Below are 15,443 nucleotides of genomic sequence, written 5' to 3' on the forward strand. Positions count from 1 at the left end.
GACGATATGCCGCGCCAGATATCGGATGCCGCCAGCTGTTGCGCGTATGGCTTTGGCTCGAGGCAAAGTGAAAGATGGATCGCGCTTGTAGATCCACATATCCGGCGATCCCCGATCAACCATCATGTCGACGCGCCAGCGTCCAAAACCAATATCCGCACCCCACTGCTGCCAAACATCCATGGGCTGCGGTTCTATCAGGGGGAGATGGTCAAGTTTGCCATCCCTCACGCTGAAGAACTCCAGATCCGACAGGATGCCGCGATAGCGTTGAGCCTGGCAGGCAAGGACCGAGAATTTCAGGTCTTCATGCACACAGGTCGGCTCACCGTGCCAAAGGTCCAAGGCCCAACCGCCTACCACATACCAGTCGGTGCCAGCTCCGCCGAACGGGCAAACAATTCATCCGGGGACCATGGGTCCTAAGCGTAATCTGGTGGTGGTTGCATTGAAGCGTTGCTCCTGATCGGACGGAAAACGCGTGATACCCGAACTGCCCCCCGCATTCAATGCTGGCTTTGGGCTCAAACGGACGGTCGCGAAAGCCCGAAGTTTTCTCGATAGTAATCTGACCTCTGCAACCTCGAAAAATCAGGATTTGTACGAAATAGTCCGCCACATCAAAGCATTTATAAAAAGCTCCGATGGCAAGCGTGACATGGTGGGGCTATCCCCGTCGCAGGCCCCACTCCCGCTCAAACGCGTCGCTAAACTCCTCCTCGCCTTGAGGCGGTGTAACGGGAGCGCGGTGCACAGCCTGTTCGACCGGCGCGGGGCGCACATCGCTGGCGGTGACCTTGCCGCCCCTCTGCTCGACACCATAGTGAAGCCGAAAACCGGGATGAAGCGTGGGACATGCCGGATCTGTTATGCTGCTCAAATGCAGAAAAACGTCGGGACCTCCGTCGTCCGGCGTAATGAAACCAAACCGTTTGGTGGCATCGAACCACTTGACCTTGCCTGTCGCCATATCGTTCTCCCTCCTAGTTGGGCTTTTCCAGCAATAGTTTCCCTGCCCACATCTCACAATCGCGGATGAGATCTTCGGCGATCGACCATTGCGGATATTCGCGCCGCAGGAATTCGTTCTGCCGCTCCACGTCCGGCGACTGTTGAATTGCGCTTTTCCGGAAACGGTCAAGCGCACTGTGACGCAACAGGGCCAGGCATTCCGGCGACTCCAGATCACGTGGCAGGTTTTCCAGCAGTCCGCTGACGATGATCACCCAACCGTTGACCACATAAGGTCGTTGGACCTCTTCGGCCTTGCCTGCCATCTCCTCCAACATCGAGAGCAACGCGACAAGCCGGACGGGCCAGGTCTCGAGCAGAAATTCCAGCGCCATCATCTCGACCGTCTCACGAATGTCCTCGCAGGACCCGTGTCTTGAATATTCGATCAAAGGTTACCCCTGCCCTGCGATTTTTCCGCTGTATTAAGACGATCCCTGATCTCCTTGCCGGCACGAAAGAACGGCACCCATTTCTCCTCGATGAAAACGGCGTTGCCGTTGAGGGGATTGCGCCCCGAACGCGCCGGGCGATGCCGCACTACAAAGGTGCCGAAACTGCGGATATCAACGCGTTCTCCCCTTTCGAGAGCACCGGTGATTTCATCGAGGACGGCGTCGACGGCATTCTCCGCATCGCGACGGTGGAGGTATGGGTTTTTCGCGGCAACGAAATCAACAAGCTCTGATTTAATCATGACACGCTTTTTAGCGGAAATGCGGCATTTGGGAAGCTTCTGCAGTCTTCTCGACGATGAACGGTGTGCCGCCGGTCCGCATATGTCTCATTGCAGTGTGGTTCACCGCACGGTCTGCAATCTCCTCCCGGAAAAGATCCGCTGTGCGGCCAACCAGTCCGCGTAGCCATCATCGCGGGCCGACTTTTGCAAGCGCCTCCTCAACCTCCCGCAGCGCTTGGCGCTTCTCCGCGAGTTCATCCGCAAACGCAAAGGAGCCACCCTGCCGTGACTTGTAGGAGGCCAGCCGCGGCGCGCCCTCGAAACGTTCCGGAAAGGCCTCGATCATATGAAAGTTTCTAGTTCCAGAGATAGGCGCAGACATTAAAGCTCACAGCTGATGAATAGTCATTACGCAACAACTGAGCCCGTGCTACTAACGCCAGACGGGGTCAGCTTGCCGCTTACATTTCAGCCAGGCAGGCTAAATCTGAAATTCGGAGAGGCCCGTGGGGGCAAGTCACGAGGAACTAGCACCCCGTAAATTAGCTACCATTCCTCAACGTCGTTTGCGGATGGCAACATTTTAGGATGTCGGCAGCCCCGATTTGTATAGATAGACGCGTTCCACCTTAGAAACCTCTGGAGGTGGAACGCTCTCTTGGACGTGAACCTTCGAAAATCATAGACCTCGCGGATTTGGGCTTCGGTGAAGGAATCGGCAGTGGCACACTAAGCAATTGATTCAGCAAATTTTCCTGTTCCGAAGCTGACAAATGGTAATCTTCCGATGGAATTTCTGGCCCCGATTTTGGACCTCTCGATAAGTCCGGTCCACCGAACAACGATTGCGGGTCAATAAACCCGTTAGTGGGATTGATCGAATAATCCCGTACCAAATGCGATTGTACATCTTCGTCGAAGATACTCTCCGACATTGAACTCGTTCGCCCTGAGCTACCTCTGAAAGAACCGCCGGGCGCCTCCCCCGCAAGTCGTTCTTGTTCATCATGTATTGCCACAGAAACTGGCGCTGGCGCATTATGAAGGAGACTCAAGAGTTCTTGCTGTCCTGGAGCTGGCTGATGATTGTCAAGGGATGAAGACATCACCGGTGCTTCGCAAGCCGTTTCTCCAACCGCCGTGTGCAGAGTTCCACTCGGGTGTAACGGCTCTCCCCGCGAGCCAAACACCTTTGTTATTTCCGGCGACCCGGGATGCGGTAATACCAACGGCTCTGGCTGCAAGAAATGTCGCAGCCGCTGATCATTCTCCTTGTGCCCGTCAGATTCATTATCGCGCCGGAGGGTGAGTTCAGCTAACCCTTCGTATGGGCGAGGTCCGTCCGCTCGAAGGTCTGGATCTGACAACAACATGTTTGCTGGCTTGTATCGTGATTGAGAATCTAACCGTTCTTCCAAGTTCCGTTGGCGAGACGATGATGTTTGTCCAGCAACATCAATATGTTGATCTGTCACACGCATGACGTCAGCTTCGACGTGGTCAGAGTTGGCTTTGGCTAGGTGCGACTGTTGTGCGAAATGAATGTCATCACTCTCCGAGGGGGGCGAACCGGGAGTCGCTGCCCGCTCCTGCCAGATCTGGCGATGCGCACCGGATTCAAAACTACGCAGTCTTTCAGCCTCGGATTCTCGCTCGCTGAGCGCCGCAAATTTCCGGTAGACCGTCACCCCAAGTATCTTTTTTGAAACCTTCTTGAGGCCCGCGCTGAGATAGTCGGTTTCGCTCCTGTAGATCTTGCCGAAGGTATGCTTGGCACTCTTCAATTGTCCGGTAGCTTCATCGTAGACAGCAGACCGCTTGTTATAGAGCCGTCGATGGCTCAAAATATCGCGGCCGAGTTCGTTGCCCTCCTTGTCCAGGAGGGACCTAAAAGATTTGTTGAAAGCGCCACCAAGTTTTTGAATCTTCGTCTGGGAGGTTTGACGATTGGCTGCCTTCACTGAAATCTTGGAAAAGCCGACATGGTTGCTGCCGATACGCTCGAGGTTTCCTTGATCGTCCCGTTCAAAGGTTTCCCGTCTGAAACCGTTTTGACGGGTTAGATCGCGATAGAGCCGGTTGTCAGGGCCGCTCCGATACGGCGCGCCCATCTTCTCGGATACAGGTTGAAAGAGCCTGCCACGGTTGGCGTACCGTGTGCGGATCAGGTCGCCATTTTCGTCGCGCTCCCATCTTTCCTCAAAACGTCCATCTTTGTACTTCACGTGCTTCATGCGGAGTGTGCCGTCCGCAGCATACAAATGGCTGCTGACACTTAACCAGGACTTCCTTTCATGTAAACCCAAATAGACCTCCTGCGTCACCGGGTTACGCTTCAGAACCGTCTTGGTTTTGCGAAGTCTACCGTGCTCACGCGTTAATTCTTTTGGGTTGTCTACTCGAAGCCGTTTATTTCCCAGAATTTTATAGCCTATTTCGCCACGAAACCCTACGTCGAGCTTGTCGACTATCGCCATATCAGCAGCATACTTTCGCTTCCTATCGGGGCTCTCCAGTCTGGTTTGCCGCTTGAGCGCCTCTTCTTCGGTAATCAATGCTTTTCGCATTTGCTCGACAACGCGCTGAGCAGAACGGCGCATATCTGCCGTCAGCGACTTTGCAAAACTTTTCTTCGTAGTGCTCACCATGATTGAGCCCTTTCATTGGCAAACCCGGGTCAACGAGCTTCCTCATTGACGCGGCAGAAGGAACGTCAAAAGCTGTTGACGCTTTGGCTACGCGGTCGACTTTCGTATATCCTGCGGCTGTCACTGATTGGACGCGACGCCGGCTCTGGCCGAACGAAATCACGTGAGTATTTGTCAGCTGCTTCACCAAGCACCCCCGCTGCATCGGCTGGCAGCCTTAACTGCAAGCGCTCATATTCCGCGACGCTGGTGTACGTGCCAGTTCTCTGACCATTCTCATTGCGATCGGCGACGATGACATCTTTGGTGGACACATTTTGCAGGTTTTCAGGAGACAAGTCATGGATGTCACGCAACTCCGGGCCATTTATGACAATAACCGCTGCCTGCGCGTCAAACTTTTCGAATTTGATACTAGCCGCATGGCTTTGCCGACCCATCGATGCGGGCAAACCAACCCGGTTCATCAACTCGGTGAAATGTTCAGGGTCAGAATATTCTAATCTGTGAGGCGACAGATAGCGGTTGCCGTCGCGAGCAAGCAACTGAACGCGATCCCACAGTTCTCCCTTTTTCAAAGCTTGCGCCCAAGGCGAATTCGGTGCGCTTTGCATTAGGAATTCAACGCTCACATGACGGTCGCGGGTCAAACCGCCCTGCCCGTCTGGCTGCTGTCCCATATTTACGGTCGCAGTTGGAAACTGCCGATTGTGAGCTCTATTTTCGCCAACAAATTCCGCGAAGCGAATATCCGCACTGCCCCGTTCCCAGGATTCCAGATATTTCGAGTCATGCATAATGCCTGACTTTGACTTCAATTTGATCTCAGTCTCGCCGCCATACCTGCGCTTGACGGTGTGTTCAAACTCGCTGAATTGTTTGTTGGCGTAATTGTCGCCGGCAAACCTGTACACGAAGTGGATGTCATTTTTGGGAGTTTTGATCATAATATCGGGCAGCAGCGAACCAGCCTGGAGTTCGTGCTGATATCGCTTTTGAATTTCCCGGCGCCCGTATCTCTCTGTTTGTACGTATCGGTCTTCAGGTCTTAGTTTATAATTCCGGTCGAGCTTTATGTTCTTATCTGTTTGATAAAAGATCTCTGTGCCAGTGATCCCCATATCAGCGTGCGCATGATTCCATACGTCCAACTTGTACTGAAACCGTAGTTTGTTACGTTCCTTCGCCTCCATCATCCCCCATGTTTCCTCCAGTTGGGCTGGAACGCTAATCTTGTCGAACGCGAGAGGTGGCGGATAGTAATTACCGGCTCCGTCCCTGTAGAGACGGCAGCACGCGTTAAATTCCGCCTTGGTGGGCATGTGGTCGAGGTTGCCTTTGGCAATACCAGTAAAAGCATCTTGTCCCGTTTGACGCACGAGAATGTATTCGTCCGGGCGCCGATCGTTGCCTGGCAAAGACATGTTCGAGAACAAGGCGGACAGCTCTTTTTGAATCTCAGCTTGATTTCCGTGCTCGCTGCCAGAATAAAGGCTGGAGGAGGAATCGACCGATCCATCATCCAGACGTGGGCTTAAAACTTCCGTTCGGGTAGGGCTCCCTGATTCAAGGTTTTCGCCATTCGTCATCTGAATATCGGAGATGGTGCTGGAACTGACATTCGCCTTCTTCCAAGGCCTGGATTTCTCATTGCCAGAAAGATCCATCGTCTCACTCCTTCTGACCAGCAAGATTGTCTCCTGGGAGCGGGCACCGATGGACAAAGTCCTCCAGCTCGATCATAGCGAGATCCAGACTTGTAAAACCAATCGGCGGATTACTGCCACTCATTTCCTCTATGAGAGACTCCGGTCTCTCTATCGGCGAGGTTGTCCTATTTTTGTTCGCATGCGGCTTGATGATGGCCATATGTTCTCTCCTGCAAAATTGCGGTTTTCCAGAAAATCCTCTGCAACCCGAGATAAAGCTGCTTTGCTACTTTGAGCAAAGCCGGGGGCGGAACTGTTTTGATCAGTGCGACCACTAGACGACCCACTTATAAGGTCCGTCGTCAGTAACCTCTTATCGGAATTTTTAAGTCTCCGACCGGGAAGTCTGGCAAGTGCTCATATCTCCAAAGTACCATCCATACTCGGGTCTTGAAACGGATATCGCGTTTCAACTGCAATGAGCAGGCAATAAATGATGCCACAATCGACCTGAAAGGGAGGAACTGGAAAGACTGGACGCACGCGGCCTGACTGTCGAGGCCATCGTATCCCTGTGAGCATTGTTGGTGACGAGCAGCCGGTCGACCAGCGGCAGAATATCAACCAGCGATCGATGCGAATACTGCAAATGATCACTATATTGGCGACTTATCAGCGTTTAAACGCTTTGTCTTGAGCTCGATCACGCGGATCATAAACTCGTCGATCATCGAGCTCGTCAATGGCTTTTTCAGTCTCTGCTTCGGATCGAGCTTTCGAAGGCGACGTGATTATCAAGCGCGCAGTTCGGTCTAAGGCAGAACTAACTTCTTTTTTTTTCTGTCTTACGCCGACGGATTTGGCCTCAAGATCCTTTTTGACGTCATATAAGGCCAAAAACTCGCGATACACTTGCTGCTCACGCTCGAGAGTCGGCCATTTTCCAGTCAATGCTGTTTCGCGGGCAAGAACAGCTTCGGTTTGCCCACGGGGACCAAGATGCAGCAATTGAGGGGCTTCGTTTTTATCCGGCGGAACAAGGACAGGATCGCGGCTCACTGTATAGTTGTAGCTCGTTGTTGCCACTTGAATTGGCAAGGCAACACCATCGGGCGATTCACTTTGCAGACCATCGCTAGCAAGTTGGTGCGCGTAACCCAATTGGTTCAATTGATACCCATTTGACGCCGTCGCGCCTTCCGAGCGCGCAACGGGGTCCGACAGAGTTGCCCTTTGATCCGAGCGATAGCTTGTGTCATCCGGCCATCCGCGCCCGACAAGTTTGGTCCGTCCTCTCCCGGTGCCAACATGTTGGCGATGAAGCCCCTTATACTCAAGGTAGGCGGGCATGGGCCTTTCGAGACGCCGGCCCTCTTTTGTCGCTCTCGCGGTATCGTGGACAGCCTTGAACCCGAAAATATGCTCCGACTCGTACGCACCGGTTTCGGTCGCGAGCCGCATTCGTTCATTTCTCCGGCTCCCATAGGTGCCAATATTGTCGCTTCTTAAGCGAACAGTCTTTTCTGGCGAAGGGCGCGGAGCCTCCAATCCAAATTCGTTAAGCAACAGTCGCTTCGTGCTGGAATTCACGTCATGGATAGAAGCTGTAACGGTTCTGTCGCTTTTGGAGCCTAACCGCTTAACTCCCCCCGTGCCATCGACGGGATCGCTGGCGGCGATATTTTCCGTATTGTTTGCATCTAACCCAGAAGCAGTAAACCATGACACAGGAATCGTTTCAGATTCTGAACATGCTGCGAATTGCTTTTGAGACGATTCTGACACCTGCTCCCTTACTAGGTCGGAACGATGATAGATTGATTGATCGTCTAAAGGGACGTCTGATCTATCCGTCAAGCTTGTGTACGACGGGCGACCAAGCGCGTCGCCATCATCAAGCGGATCGCGCTCATCGGCAATCCAGACTGAGGGATCCAACTCTGCCAGACGAGCGTTCACTACAAGATTTTGCCATCGCGGTTGAGCTGGCTGCCGCCATTTTTCGTAAGCCTCTCGTTCCCTGCATCCGAGCGACTTTCCTTCATATAAGAAAACCAGTGAGGACGACTGACCAATCGCTTGGGTCGTAACAGCATCACTTTCAATCCTGGCCTGGTGTGCATCCAAGATGAGATCTTCCCAGGTCGGGCGTTCCCTCTTACTCCAGCGTTCATAAGCAGTTCGCTCAGGGGCTCCGAGCCTTCTGCCGTCATACAAAAAAGAATCGGAGGAATCTGTCCGTTGAACAATGGGGCGTTGCGAGCCGCGTTCCGACGCGTGCAGAGCCTCCCCGCGCTTTTCAAAGCAACCTTTCTGACCTTCAATCCAACCAGCATGGCAAAGTTCTGCCATACGCGCGTTAACAACGAGATCTTCCCAGGTAGGCTGAGCGTCTCCTTGCCATTGTCTGAGAGCCTGCCGTTCCGGCTCGCCTAAGGGAACACCGTTGTATTCAAATGATGATGAAGATGTTTGTGAATCAAAAAGCCACGCAGAGTCATTGATCGAGGAAACGCGTGCCCTCAATACCAAATCTTTCCAAGTCGGTGGCTCCGCCTCGGCCCAGTCACCATATGCAGAACGCTCGGCTTCCCCGAGCTTCATCCCGTCATATGAAAACGATCCGGATGAATTCTCATCATCAATTAAGTTGCTCCGCTTTCGCTTCAATGAAATTGAACTTGTATTCTTCGACCCTGCGAGGGAGGTATACTCGCCGGTAATCCCGTGTGGACGGCCAAGTTCCGTCATGCGTGCGCTGACAACAAGGTCTTCCCATGTCGGCTGAGCGTCCTCTTGCCAATTTTCGTAGGCCTTTCGTTCCCCGAGGCCCAAAGGCATCCCTTCGTATCTGAAGGTTGAGGGGGTGTCCTCTTCTAAATCTCGGAGCCAGATCACATCGTCAATTGGATCGACACGTGCCTTGATTATAAGGTCTTTCCACGTGGGCCGGCCCGGTTCGCACCAGTTTTCGTAAGCCGCACGCTCGGCAGGACCAAGTTTAACACCATCATAGGTAAACGACACGGAAGTAGACTGGCTGTAGTCGGTTTGGGCCTCAAACGAGGCATCAGCCTGATCCCCAGAAAGTCCGGTTGAAAAAGGGGCGGTAATACTTCCGTCAGGAAGCGTGTCAGCCGAACTCCTTATGTGAACTTTCGACTTTCCTGTCATACCGACACCTCGTAAAGGGACAATTGGGATCTGGCGTACACTTTGTCGAACCGCAACATGCCGCCTGAAACGAATTGCACCCAGTTTAATTTCATTTCGCAGGCTGTGCCGGTGCGGACCTCGATCTTTGCTGAAGTGCAATAATCTGGTCCAACAATTGCTGTTGAGCGGCCAGAGCCAGCGTCAATTCGGGAGGCACAACCGATTCCGGCGGTATCTCACGCGCATCGGCTTGGTCCTCGTCACCATTTATTCCCATCACGCGTTCAGGGATATCAGCACCGACTTTAACACTTCCATGGTCCTCGGCCACAGTTCTGTTTCGCGGTGCAGCATCCTCATTGAAATTTGCTATCTCAGCCAAGTGGGATTGAACTTGATCGTTGCTATAGTCGGAAAGCATCAAGGGTGCGGGCTCAGGCAGAGAGCCCATCTGGCGTTCAAAAAGCCGTTTCAGCGTACGATCGGAATAATATTGTACCTTTCGTAATTTGAGTGGAGGTCGCCCTTTGATGAGAACGATTTCACTCTGATCGTCTAGCAGGCGCACTTGTTCGGGGCGCAAAAGGGCTGCACCTTGATCAGAAATCTGGATGTTGTGGTCGAACATGCTGGCTTGACTGTAAGAGGTCGAACGCGCTTTAAACGTATATTCGCCGATAGCTTTTGAGATGTAGGTTGGGGTCTCGTCGTCAGCCGTGGCCATAAATACTTGCACGCCAGTATTGCTCAGAAAGTTTTGTTTTCCTGCGTCATCGTATGTGCCCGTCAAGGCCGAAAGACTTTGAATAATAAACATAAAGCGGCCTTTGTAACCGGCGATGGTTGTGATCGCGGTCTCTATGGCCTCAAGCTTGCCCAGGTGCTTGAATTCGTCGAGGAGAAATAAAACTTCATGGCACTCGTCTTTACCTGGCAGCGATCTCTGCAAGATTGACACGAGCTGCTGAAACAGCAGGCGCATAAGTGGTGCCAGGACCTCCAGATCGTTGGGACTGACACAAAGATAAATGCAGGTCTTCTTCCTCCGGAGATCGTAAACGGAAAAATCTGACCGGCTTGTCGCTGCTTTGATAAGCGGATCAGCCCAGAGGTTCAGTCCACCGTCGCCCAGCACAGAGGTGTACGATGTCAGAATTTTCGTGTCGTTGCCCGCCATGTTATCGAAGATACGCTGAGCCTCTTTGTTTAGGCTTTCCTCCGCGAGTTGCGCAAAAAGCTTATACTTTTCGCCAGGCTGCGCAAATAGGTCATATACCGCGCCAATAGTTGGTGTGCCACGCTCAATGCAAGTAAGGATTCCCGCAACGAACAGGTCACGTGCGCCGTCAATAAAGCCTTCTGCTCCCTTTCCCTTAGCCGTAATAAGGTTCGCAGCAAGACGGCGTGTTTCAGTGAACTGGCGTTCGGGCGGAAGTGTGGCAATATCCAGGACCGGATTGTAACAATGAGTCTTCCGCTCAGAATCTAGGGGGGAAAACTTGAAAACTGCGTCGCCGCTCGCTTTGCGTGCTCTGGATGTCAGTTCAAACAATTCTCCCTTGACGTCGAGGGCGATTACCGAGCCCTTGAAGGTCAAAAGCGTTGGAATGACGATGCCGACGCCTTTGCCAGCACGCGTTGGCGCGACGACAAGACTGTGTGGCTGTTCGCCATTGGTCAAATAACTGCCGAACCAAAGAGGACCACATGTCTTTCCAAAGATCGGCCCCTTGATGCGACTGTAACGCTGCAGATAACCAGCATGCTGCATTTCGCCAATTTCTGCCCAACGAGCCGTCCCGTGATGCTTCTGATTGCGCAGCGATATGATGAGCTGACTTGAAAGAACAGCCAGCGAGGTAAAGATGACAACAGATAAACCACGCCAGAAGACGGTGCTGGCATAACCCAAGTAAAGCGGGGTCTCATACCAAAAAGCGAAAACGTCAAACGTCATGATCGCTTCGCCATTGAAGCCCCGGCGAAACGTTACATAGCAGCTGGCCGCACAAAAACCGGCTGCCAGCGAACATACGATGCTCAGGGTCATTCGCTGGGGCGAAGTCTTGCTGGAATTCATGACTTCACCGAAATCCTTTCACCCATCATCAACGCGCTCCGAGTCTGGCAGCAACTGCAAACAATACAGTACGTATCTTTCGCAACCTTCGAACAAACGCGGTTCCAATCTTCTCATGTAAGGCTGGCGTCACACCATGACTGCCACGTCCTTTCCGGGGGTCGCGCGTTTCAGGGTGGTTTTCTGCGTCAGTGGGCAGTCTTCGGTCGGAATTGACCCTTGATATACGTGTACTAAGGGGTACGGATGCGAGCATTTTCCCGAGCCTGCCTTGCTTGGGAACAGGGACTGCCCTGCCGACTTTGGCAGTCACATTTCCTGCGTCATTTCGCGTCTCAAAGTCATAAGCGGCCGGAGCCAGGTCATTTTTATTTATTAACGATAATGGCGCGATCTCAGACCAATGAAGAGTAGCCGCCACGTACCGCAGACCAGTCGACGCTATTTCCGAAGAATCACGCAATATGGCTGCATTTGGTAATCTTGATGAGCTAGTTGGAATCGGCCTATCCCTGACATCTCCTTGAACATTGGACAGTGCAGAGCTAGAGGCGGATGCGGCTCCACGGCGTTCGCCCGTCAGTCCGACGGAGGCCGGGCCAGCAGAGCGTATCGTGAACTGACCATTTGCCATTATTCGGTCCTTCCTGTCTCTAGGTCCCCCCGCGCCCATCGTCGCGACGATTACCTCTTGCACGTTTGCGTCCACCCAATTCTCCATCGTGACGGTCACGCGGACGCTTTGGAGAAGCTTCCGGTTGCTCGGTACCGATGGAAGCAGACACCGGATCAGCCGCCTTGTTGCTGTCATCGCGAGTGTCTTGCTCACCGACATTTGCCTCGGAATCAACTTGCGCAGCCTTCAATCCTTTACGGTTTGCTCCGCTCGGACCTGCCTCCTCGTCATTACGTCGTTTTGATCGCTGCTGGCGCTTGACTGTGTGCATGGCAACGTCAGTCACCGGGCGAGAAGTACCGAAAATGCCGCTTCGTTTGCGCACGCTGGCTTCAGCGACATAGGAAGTCTCAATCCCGAAATGCCCAATTACAGGGATTTTGGACGCGGATGGTTGGGCACTCCGCTCGCTCTCCAATGATACGCGGATCCGTGCGTCGGCTTTGATGCTGGAGCCGGCGGACTCCTGGAAACGGGCGTGCTGTTCAAGCGGTTGTTTGTCATGTCGGGTTGCACGGTCCGGTTCGCCGGTAGATGGGTCCGATCGAAATGGATCGAACGATTGACTGAGGTCCCGACGATCTTCCTCAGGCGAGGTCTCATCAAAATCTGTATCTTCGAATTGAATCTTTTGAGCCTGCATCCGCTCAAGGCGGCGATGTTCAGCATATGTGATTGGTCGCTCTGCTATTCCCCTTTCTGCTCGCGAAGTCGCATCCAGGACTATGCCGTGACGAAGTGAAATCTCTGCCATCTTTTTCCGTAAGCCGTCATAATTCAGCTGGGGATGGCGCCTGGATATTTTCAGCCACCCGTGCCCCAGAAGTTCCCGACGATTGACCACGACATGTAAATGTGGATGATCGCGGTCGACGTGGTAGGCTGTCAGATAGTTATAGCGGCCACCCCCGTATCCTGACCCAAACATCTCGGCTGCCCATTCCCGGCTGGCTTCATAAGCTGCGGTTTGGTCGGTACCTGCGGGGAAGCTTACAATAATGTGTGTTGTTAAGTCTTGTTGCCTATCATCGTCTGACTGACTTTCGTCATAAATCCCGGCCTCCGTAACCCAGCTTTGGGCAAGCTCACGGATTTGATCCGGCGGAACGGGAATATCGAGATGCCGGGCTGAACGCTGCAGTTCCAGCTTTCCCTTACGGGACAGGTACTCCAACTGATTGATTATCTGCTGAAGGGTCTTGGTTCCACCTCCTGGCACAATGCGAATGATTACTTGAGCGCGATCGGGCATCCAATTTTCTCCCGTCAGGTGCGTGGTCAAGTGCTACAAGGCACCTTTCAATAGCGAGCAACCGTCGATCCGTCGCCGGGATACGGACAAAATGGAGCGGAGTAGGCCATCGAGGGCGGCGAAAGCCTCACCAAAAGCAATACGTTCATCTCGCACAGCCTCCAGATCCGATCGAGGGTCTTCGGCGTAGGCAGATAGAAGCATGGATACATTACTTGAGAGTATTCCGATGGACTGAAGTATGGCTTCCATCTTTTCTCGGGTGTGTGCATCTATTTCGAGAAAGCCCCCGATGCGACGCACCGCAACGCGAATTGCCATACTATCCGAAAGTCCCAGCAGGCGCGCTTGATAGGAAAAGGTTTCATACTCGGCCGATCGCAGACGGGCACTCACGACCTTAAACCCTTCAACGTTCAGGGATCGATGCTGGTTGATGGCAGTCTCACTCGACGTGACTCTGGTGTGTTTTGACATAGCTTCCTCCAAAAAAAGCGGAAGGTCTGAATACTCCAGCACGAAATGTGCCCGGGTAGACAGATTAAAGTCTAGCCCTACTCGATATGAAATCAACAGTATATTTACAGGAAAAACCGAATATAATTGCTACAATTGCAATTTAATTATAACGAATTTGAAATAAAAAATAGTGTAACAACGCTTTTACTCATCGATAATCACAAAAACATTTATACGAACAAAAATACAAATGCACTCCGTTTCACAGGACAGGCGGGATCAGAATATGCAACTTTTGACGTTTTGCTCTTTCAAAGGGGGTGCTGGCAAAACCACCGCACTCATGGGCCTTTGCGCTGCTTTGGCAAATGACGGTAAACGAGTGGCCCTCTTCGATGCCGACGAAAACCGGCCTCTGACGCGATGGAGAGAAAACGCCTTACAAAGCAGTACCTGGGATCCTCGCTGTGAAGTCTATTCCGCCGACGAAATGCCCCTTCTTGAGGCAGCCTATGAAAATGCCGAGCTCGAAGGATTTGATTATGCGTTGGCCGATACGCGTGGCGGCTCTAGCGAGCTCAACAACACAATCATCGCTAGCTCAAACCTGCTTCTGATCCCCACCATGCTAACGCCGCTCGACATCGATGAGGCACTATCTACCTACCGCTACGTCATCGAGCTGATGTTGAGTGAAAATTTGGCAATTCCTACAGCGGTTTTGCGCCAACGCGTCCCGGTCGGCCGATTGACAACATCGCAACGCAGGATGTCAGAGATGCTAGAGAGCCTTCCAGTTGTACCATCTCCCATGCATGAAAGAGATGCATTTTCCGCGATGAAAGAACGCGGCATGTTGCATCTTACATTACTAAACATGGGAACTGATCCGACGATGCGCCTCATAGAGAGGAATCTTCGGATTGCGATGGAGGAAGTCGTGGTCATTTCGAAACTGATCAGCAAAATCTTGGAGGCTTGAAGATGGCAATTCGCAAGCCCGCGTTGTCGGTTAGCGAAGCACGGCGGCTTGCTGTTGCTCGATCCGAGATCCACCATCCCAACCCGACACTTGTTCCCCAGGAGCTGGACCTCCAGCACCTGCCTGAAAAAGCCGACGAAAAAGACCAGCAACGTGAGCCTCCCGTCGCTGAGCACATTTACAGTCCCGATCGACAACTTAAGCTAACTGTGGATGCCCTTAGCCCACCTCCGTCGCCGAAAAAGCTCCAGGTTTTTCTTTCAGCGCGACCGCCCGCGCCTCAAGTGTCGAAAACATATGACAACCTCGTTCGGCAATACAGTCCCTCGAAGTCGCTACAAATGATTTTAAGGCGCGCGTTGGACGATTTCGAAAGCATGCTGGCAGATGGATCGTTTCGCGTGGCCCTTAAAAGTTATCCGATCCCTTTAACTACAGAAAAATCCGTTCTCGTTCAGACCTCACGCATGTTTCCGGTTGCGTTGCTCGAGGTCGCTCGAAGTCATTTTGATCCGTTGGGGTTGGAGACCACCCGAGCTTTCGGCCACAAGCTGGCCACCGCCGCGCTTGCGTCCTTCTTTGCTAGAGAGAAGCCATCGAGGAATTGGTGAAGAGGAACCTATCGGAACCCCTCACCGAATACTGAGTAGATTTGAGGCCGCTGGCCGCGTCCTCAGTGTAACCGGTGTTCTGCCCCCGCATTGTGCGCCGTCGCCTGATCTGTGATCGACGTCACATGGATGAAGAACGGGAGTTTCTCACAACCAGGAAGGCTGTACATGAGGCTCATCGCCAATGGCCGGACGAGGTCAAAGCGAAGATCGTTCCGGAAAGCTTGAGGCCTGGCACGA

At 52.8% G+C, this 15,443-nt stretch carries 13 protein-coding genes and 1 pseudogene; 2 read left to right on the top strand and 12 right to left on the bottom strand.

Annotation, left to right across the window (positions count from 1 at the left end):
• The 12 genes and pseudogenes from T18_RS27305 to virD1 form a co-directional block, all read right to left on the bottom strand.
• A pseudogene (locus T18_RS27305) lies at positions 1-345 on the bottom strand (amino acid transporter); the annotation flags it as partial.
• A gap of 322 nt (positions 346-667) precedes the next feature.
• Complete coding sequence (locus T18_RS23970) at positions 668-970, bottom strand: cold-shock protein (protein ID WP_010892510.1); 303 nt, start codon at positions 968-970, stop codon at positions 668-670.
• 13 nt (positions 971-983) lie between these two features.
• Positions 984-1,403, bottom strand: coding sequence for a hypothetical protein (locus tag T18_RS23975; protein ID WP_040132303.1), 420 nt, complete (start codon positions 1,401-1,403; stop codon positions 984-986).
• Positions 1,400-1,708: an integration host factor subunit beta gene (locus tag T18_RS23980; protein ID WP_010892509.1), complete on the bottom strand. Its 309-nt coding sequence runs from the start codon at positions 1,706-1,708 to the stop codon at positions 1,400-1,402. Before T18_RS23980 ends, T18_RS23975 begins: the two co-directional genes overlap by 4 nt.
• A gap of 169 nt (positions 1,709-1,877) precedes the next feature.
• Complete coding sequence (locus tag T18_RS27060; RefSeq protein ID WP_153463892.1) at positions 1,878-2,036, bottom strand: hypothetical protein; 159 nt, start codon at positions 2,034-2,036, stop codon at positions 1,878-1,880.
• Between the two features lie 283 nt (positions 2,037-2,319).
• The gene (locus T18_RS23985; protein ID WP_010892508.1) at positions 2,320-4,338 is read right to left on the bottom strand and encodes a hypothetical protein; all 2,019 of its coding nucleotides are present in this window, start codon (positions 4,336-4,338) and stop codon (positions 2,320-2,322) included.
• A gap of 65 nt (positions 4,339-4,403) precedes the next feature.
• Complete coding sequence (locus T18_RS23990; protein ID WP_010892507.1) at positions 4,404-6,005, bottom strand: type IV secretion system single-stranded DNA binding effector VirE2; 1,602 nt, start codon at positions 6,003-6,005, stop codon at positions 4,404-4,406.
• A gap of 4 nt (positions 6,006-6,009) precedes the next feature.
• Positions 6,010-6,207 carry a type IV secretion system effector chaperone VirE1 gene (gene virE1, locus T18_RS23995; RefSeq protein ID WP_010892506.1) on the bottom strand — a complete coding sequence of 66 codons (198 nt, stop codon included), beginning with the start codon at positions 6,205-6,207 and terminating at the stop codon, positions 6,010-6,012.
• A gap of 452 nt (positions 6,208-6,659) precedes the next feature.
• The gene (locus T18_RS24000; RefSeq protein WP_010892505.1) at positions 6,660-9,161 is read right to left on the bottom strand and encodes a hypothetical protein; all 2,502 of its coding nucleotides are present in this window, start codon (positions 9,159-9,161) and stop codon (positions 6,660-6,662) included.
• 91 nt (positions 9,162-9,252) lie between these two features.
• Entirely contained in the window at positions 9,253-11,223 is a 1,971-nt protein-coding gene (gene virD4, locus T18_RS24005; protein ID WP_010892504.1) for a type IV secretion system ATPase VirD4, read from the bottom strand.
• A 653-nt stretch (positions 11,224-11,876) separates the two neighbouring features.
• Positions 11,877-13,151, bottom strand: a complete 1,275-nt coding sequence (locus T18_RS24010; protein ID WP_010892502.1) for a T-DNA border endonuclease VirD2 — start codon at positions 13,149-13,151, stop codon at positions 11,877-11,879.
• Between the two features lie 33 nt (positions 13,152-13,184).
• Positions 13,185-13,628 carry a T-DNA border endonuclease subunit VirD1 gene (gene virD1, locus T18_RS24015; RefSeq protein WP_010892501.1) on the bottom strand — a complete coding sequence of 148 codons (444 nt, stop codon included), beginning with the start codon at positions 13,626-13,628 and terminating at the stop codon, positions 13,185-13,187.
• Between the two features lie 268 nt (positions 13,629-13,896).
• On the opposite strand from virD1, the gene T18_RS24020 reads away from it, so the two are divergent.
• Both T18_RS24020 and T18_RS24025 read left to right on the top strand, forming a co-directional pair.
• A complete protein-coding gene (locus tag T18_RS24020) occupies positions 13,897-14,592 on the top strand; it encodes a conjugal transfer ATPase VirC1 (RefSeq protein ID WP_010892500.1) in 696 nt (231 codons plus the stop codon).
• Positions 14,593-14,594: 2 nt separating this feature from the next.
• On the top strand, positions 14,595-15,203 hold the full coding sequence (locus T18_RS24025; RefSeq protein ID WP_010892499.1) for a conjugal transfer protein VirC2: 609 nt from the start codon (positions 14,595-14,597) through the stop codon (positions 15,201-15,203).
• Positions 15,204-15,443 lie beyond the last annotated feature (240 nt).

Source organism: Rhizobium sp. TBD182 (genome assembly GCF_001950375.1).
Classification (GTDB): Bacteria; Pseudomonadota; Alphaproteobacteria; order Rhizobiales; family Rhizobiaceae; genus Agrobacterium; species Agrobacterium tumefaciens.

Coding starts and splice junctions, on each gene's coding strand:
- T18_RS23970 (WP_010892510.1), bottom strand. CDS start 970: ATGGCGACAGGCAAGGTCAAGTGGTTCGATGCCACCAAACGGTTTGGT.
- T18_RS23980 (WP_010892509.1), bottom strand. CDS start 1,708: ATGATTAAATCAGAGCTTGTTGATTTCGTTGCCGCGAAAAACCCATAC.
- T18_RS27060 (WP_153463892.1), bottom strand. CDS start 2,036: ATGATCGAGGCCTTTCCGGAACGTTTCGAGGGCGCGCCGCGGCTGGCC.
- T18_RS23985 (WP_010892508.1), bottom strand. CDS start 4,338: ATGGTGAGCACTACGAAGAAAAGTTTTGCAAAGTCGCTGACGGCAGAT.
- T18_RS23990 (WP_010892507.1), bottom strand. CDS start 6,005: ATGGATCTTTCTGGCAATGAGAAATCCAGGCCTTGGAAGAAGGCGAAT.
- virE1 (WP_010892506.1), bottom strand. CDS start 6,207: ATGGCCATCATCAAGCCGCATGCGAACAAAAATAGGACAACCTCGCCG.
- T18_RS24000 (WP_010892505.1), bottom strand. CDS start 9,161: ATGACAGGAAAGTCGAAAGTTCACATAAGGAGTTCGGCTGACACGCTT.
- virD4 (WP_010892504.1), bottom strand. CDS start 11,223: ATGAATTCCAGCAAGACTTCGCCCCAGCGAATGACCCTGAGCATCGTA.
- T18_RS24010 (WP_010892502.1), bottom strand. CDS start 13,151: ATGCCCGATCGCGCTCAAGTAATCATTCGCATTGTGCCAGGAGGTGGA.
- virD1 (WP_010892501.1), bottom strand. CDS start 13,628: ATGTCAAAACACACCAGAGTCACGTCGAGTGAGACTGCCATCAACCAG.
- T18_RS24020 (WP_010892500.1), top strand. CDS start 13,897: ATGCAACTTTTGACGTTTTGCTCTTTCAAAGGGGGTGCTGGCAAAACC.
- T18_RS24025 (WP_010892499.1), top strand. CDS start 14,595: ATGGCAATTCGCAAGCCCGCGTTGTCGGTTAGCGAAGCACGGCGGCTT.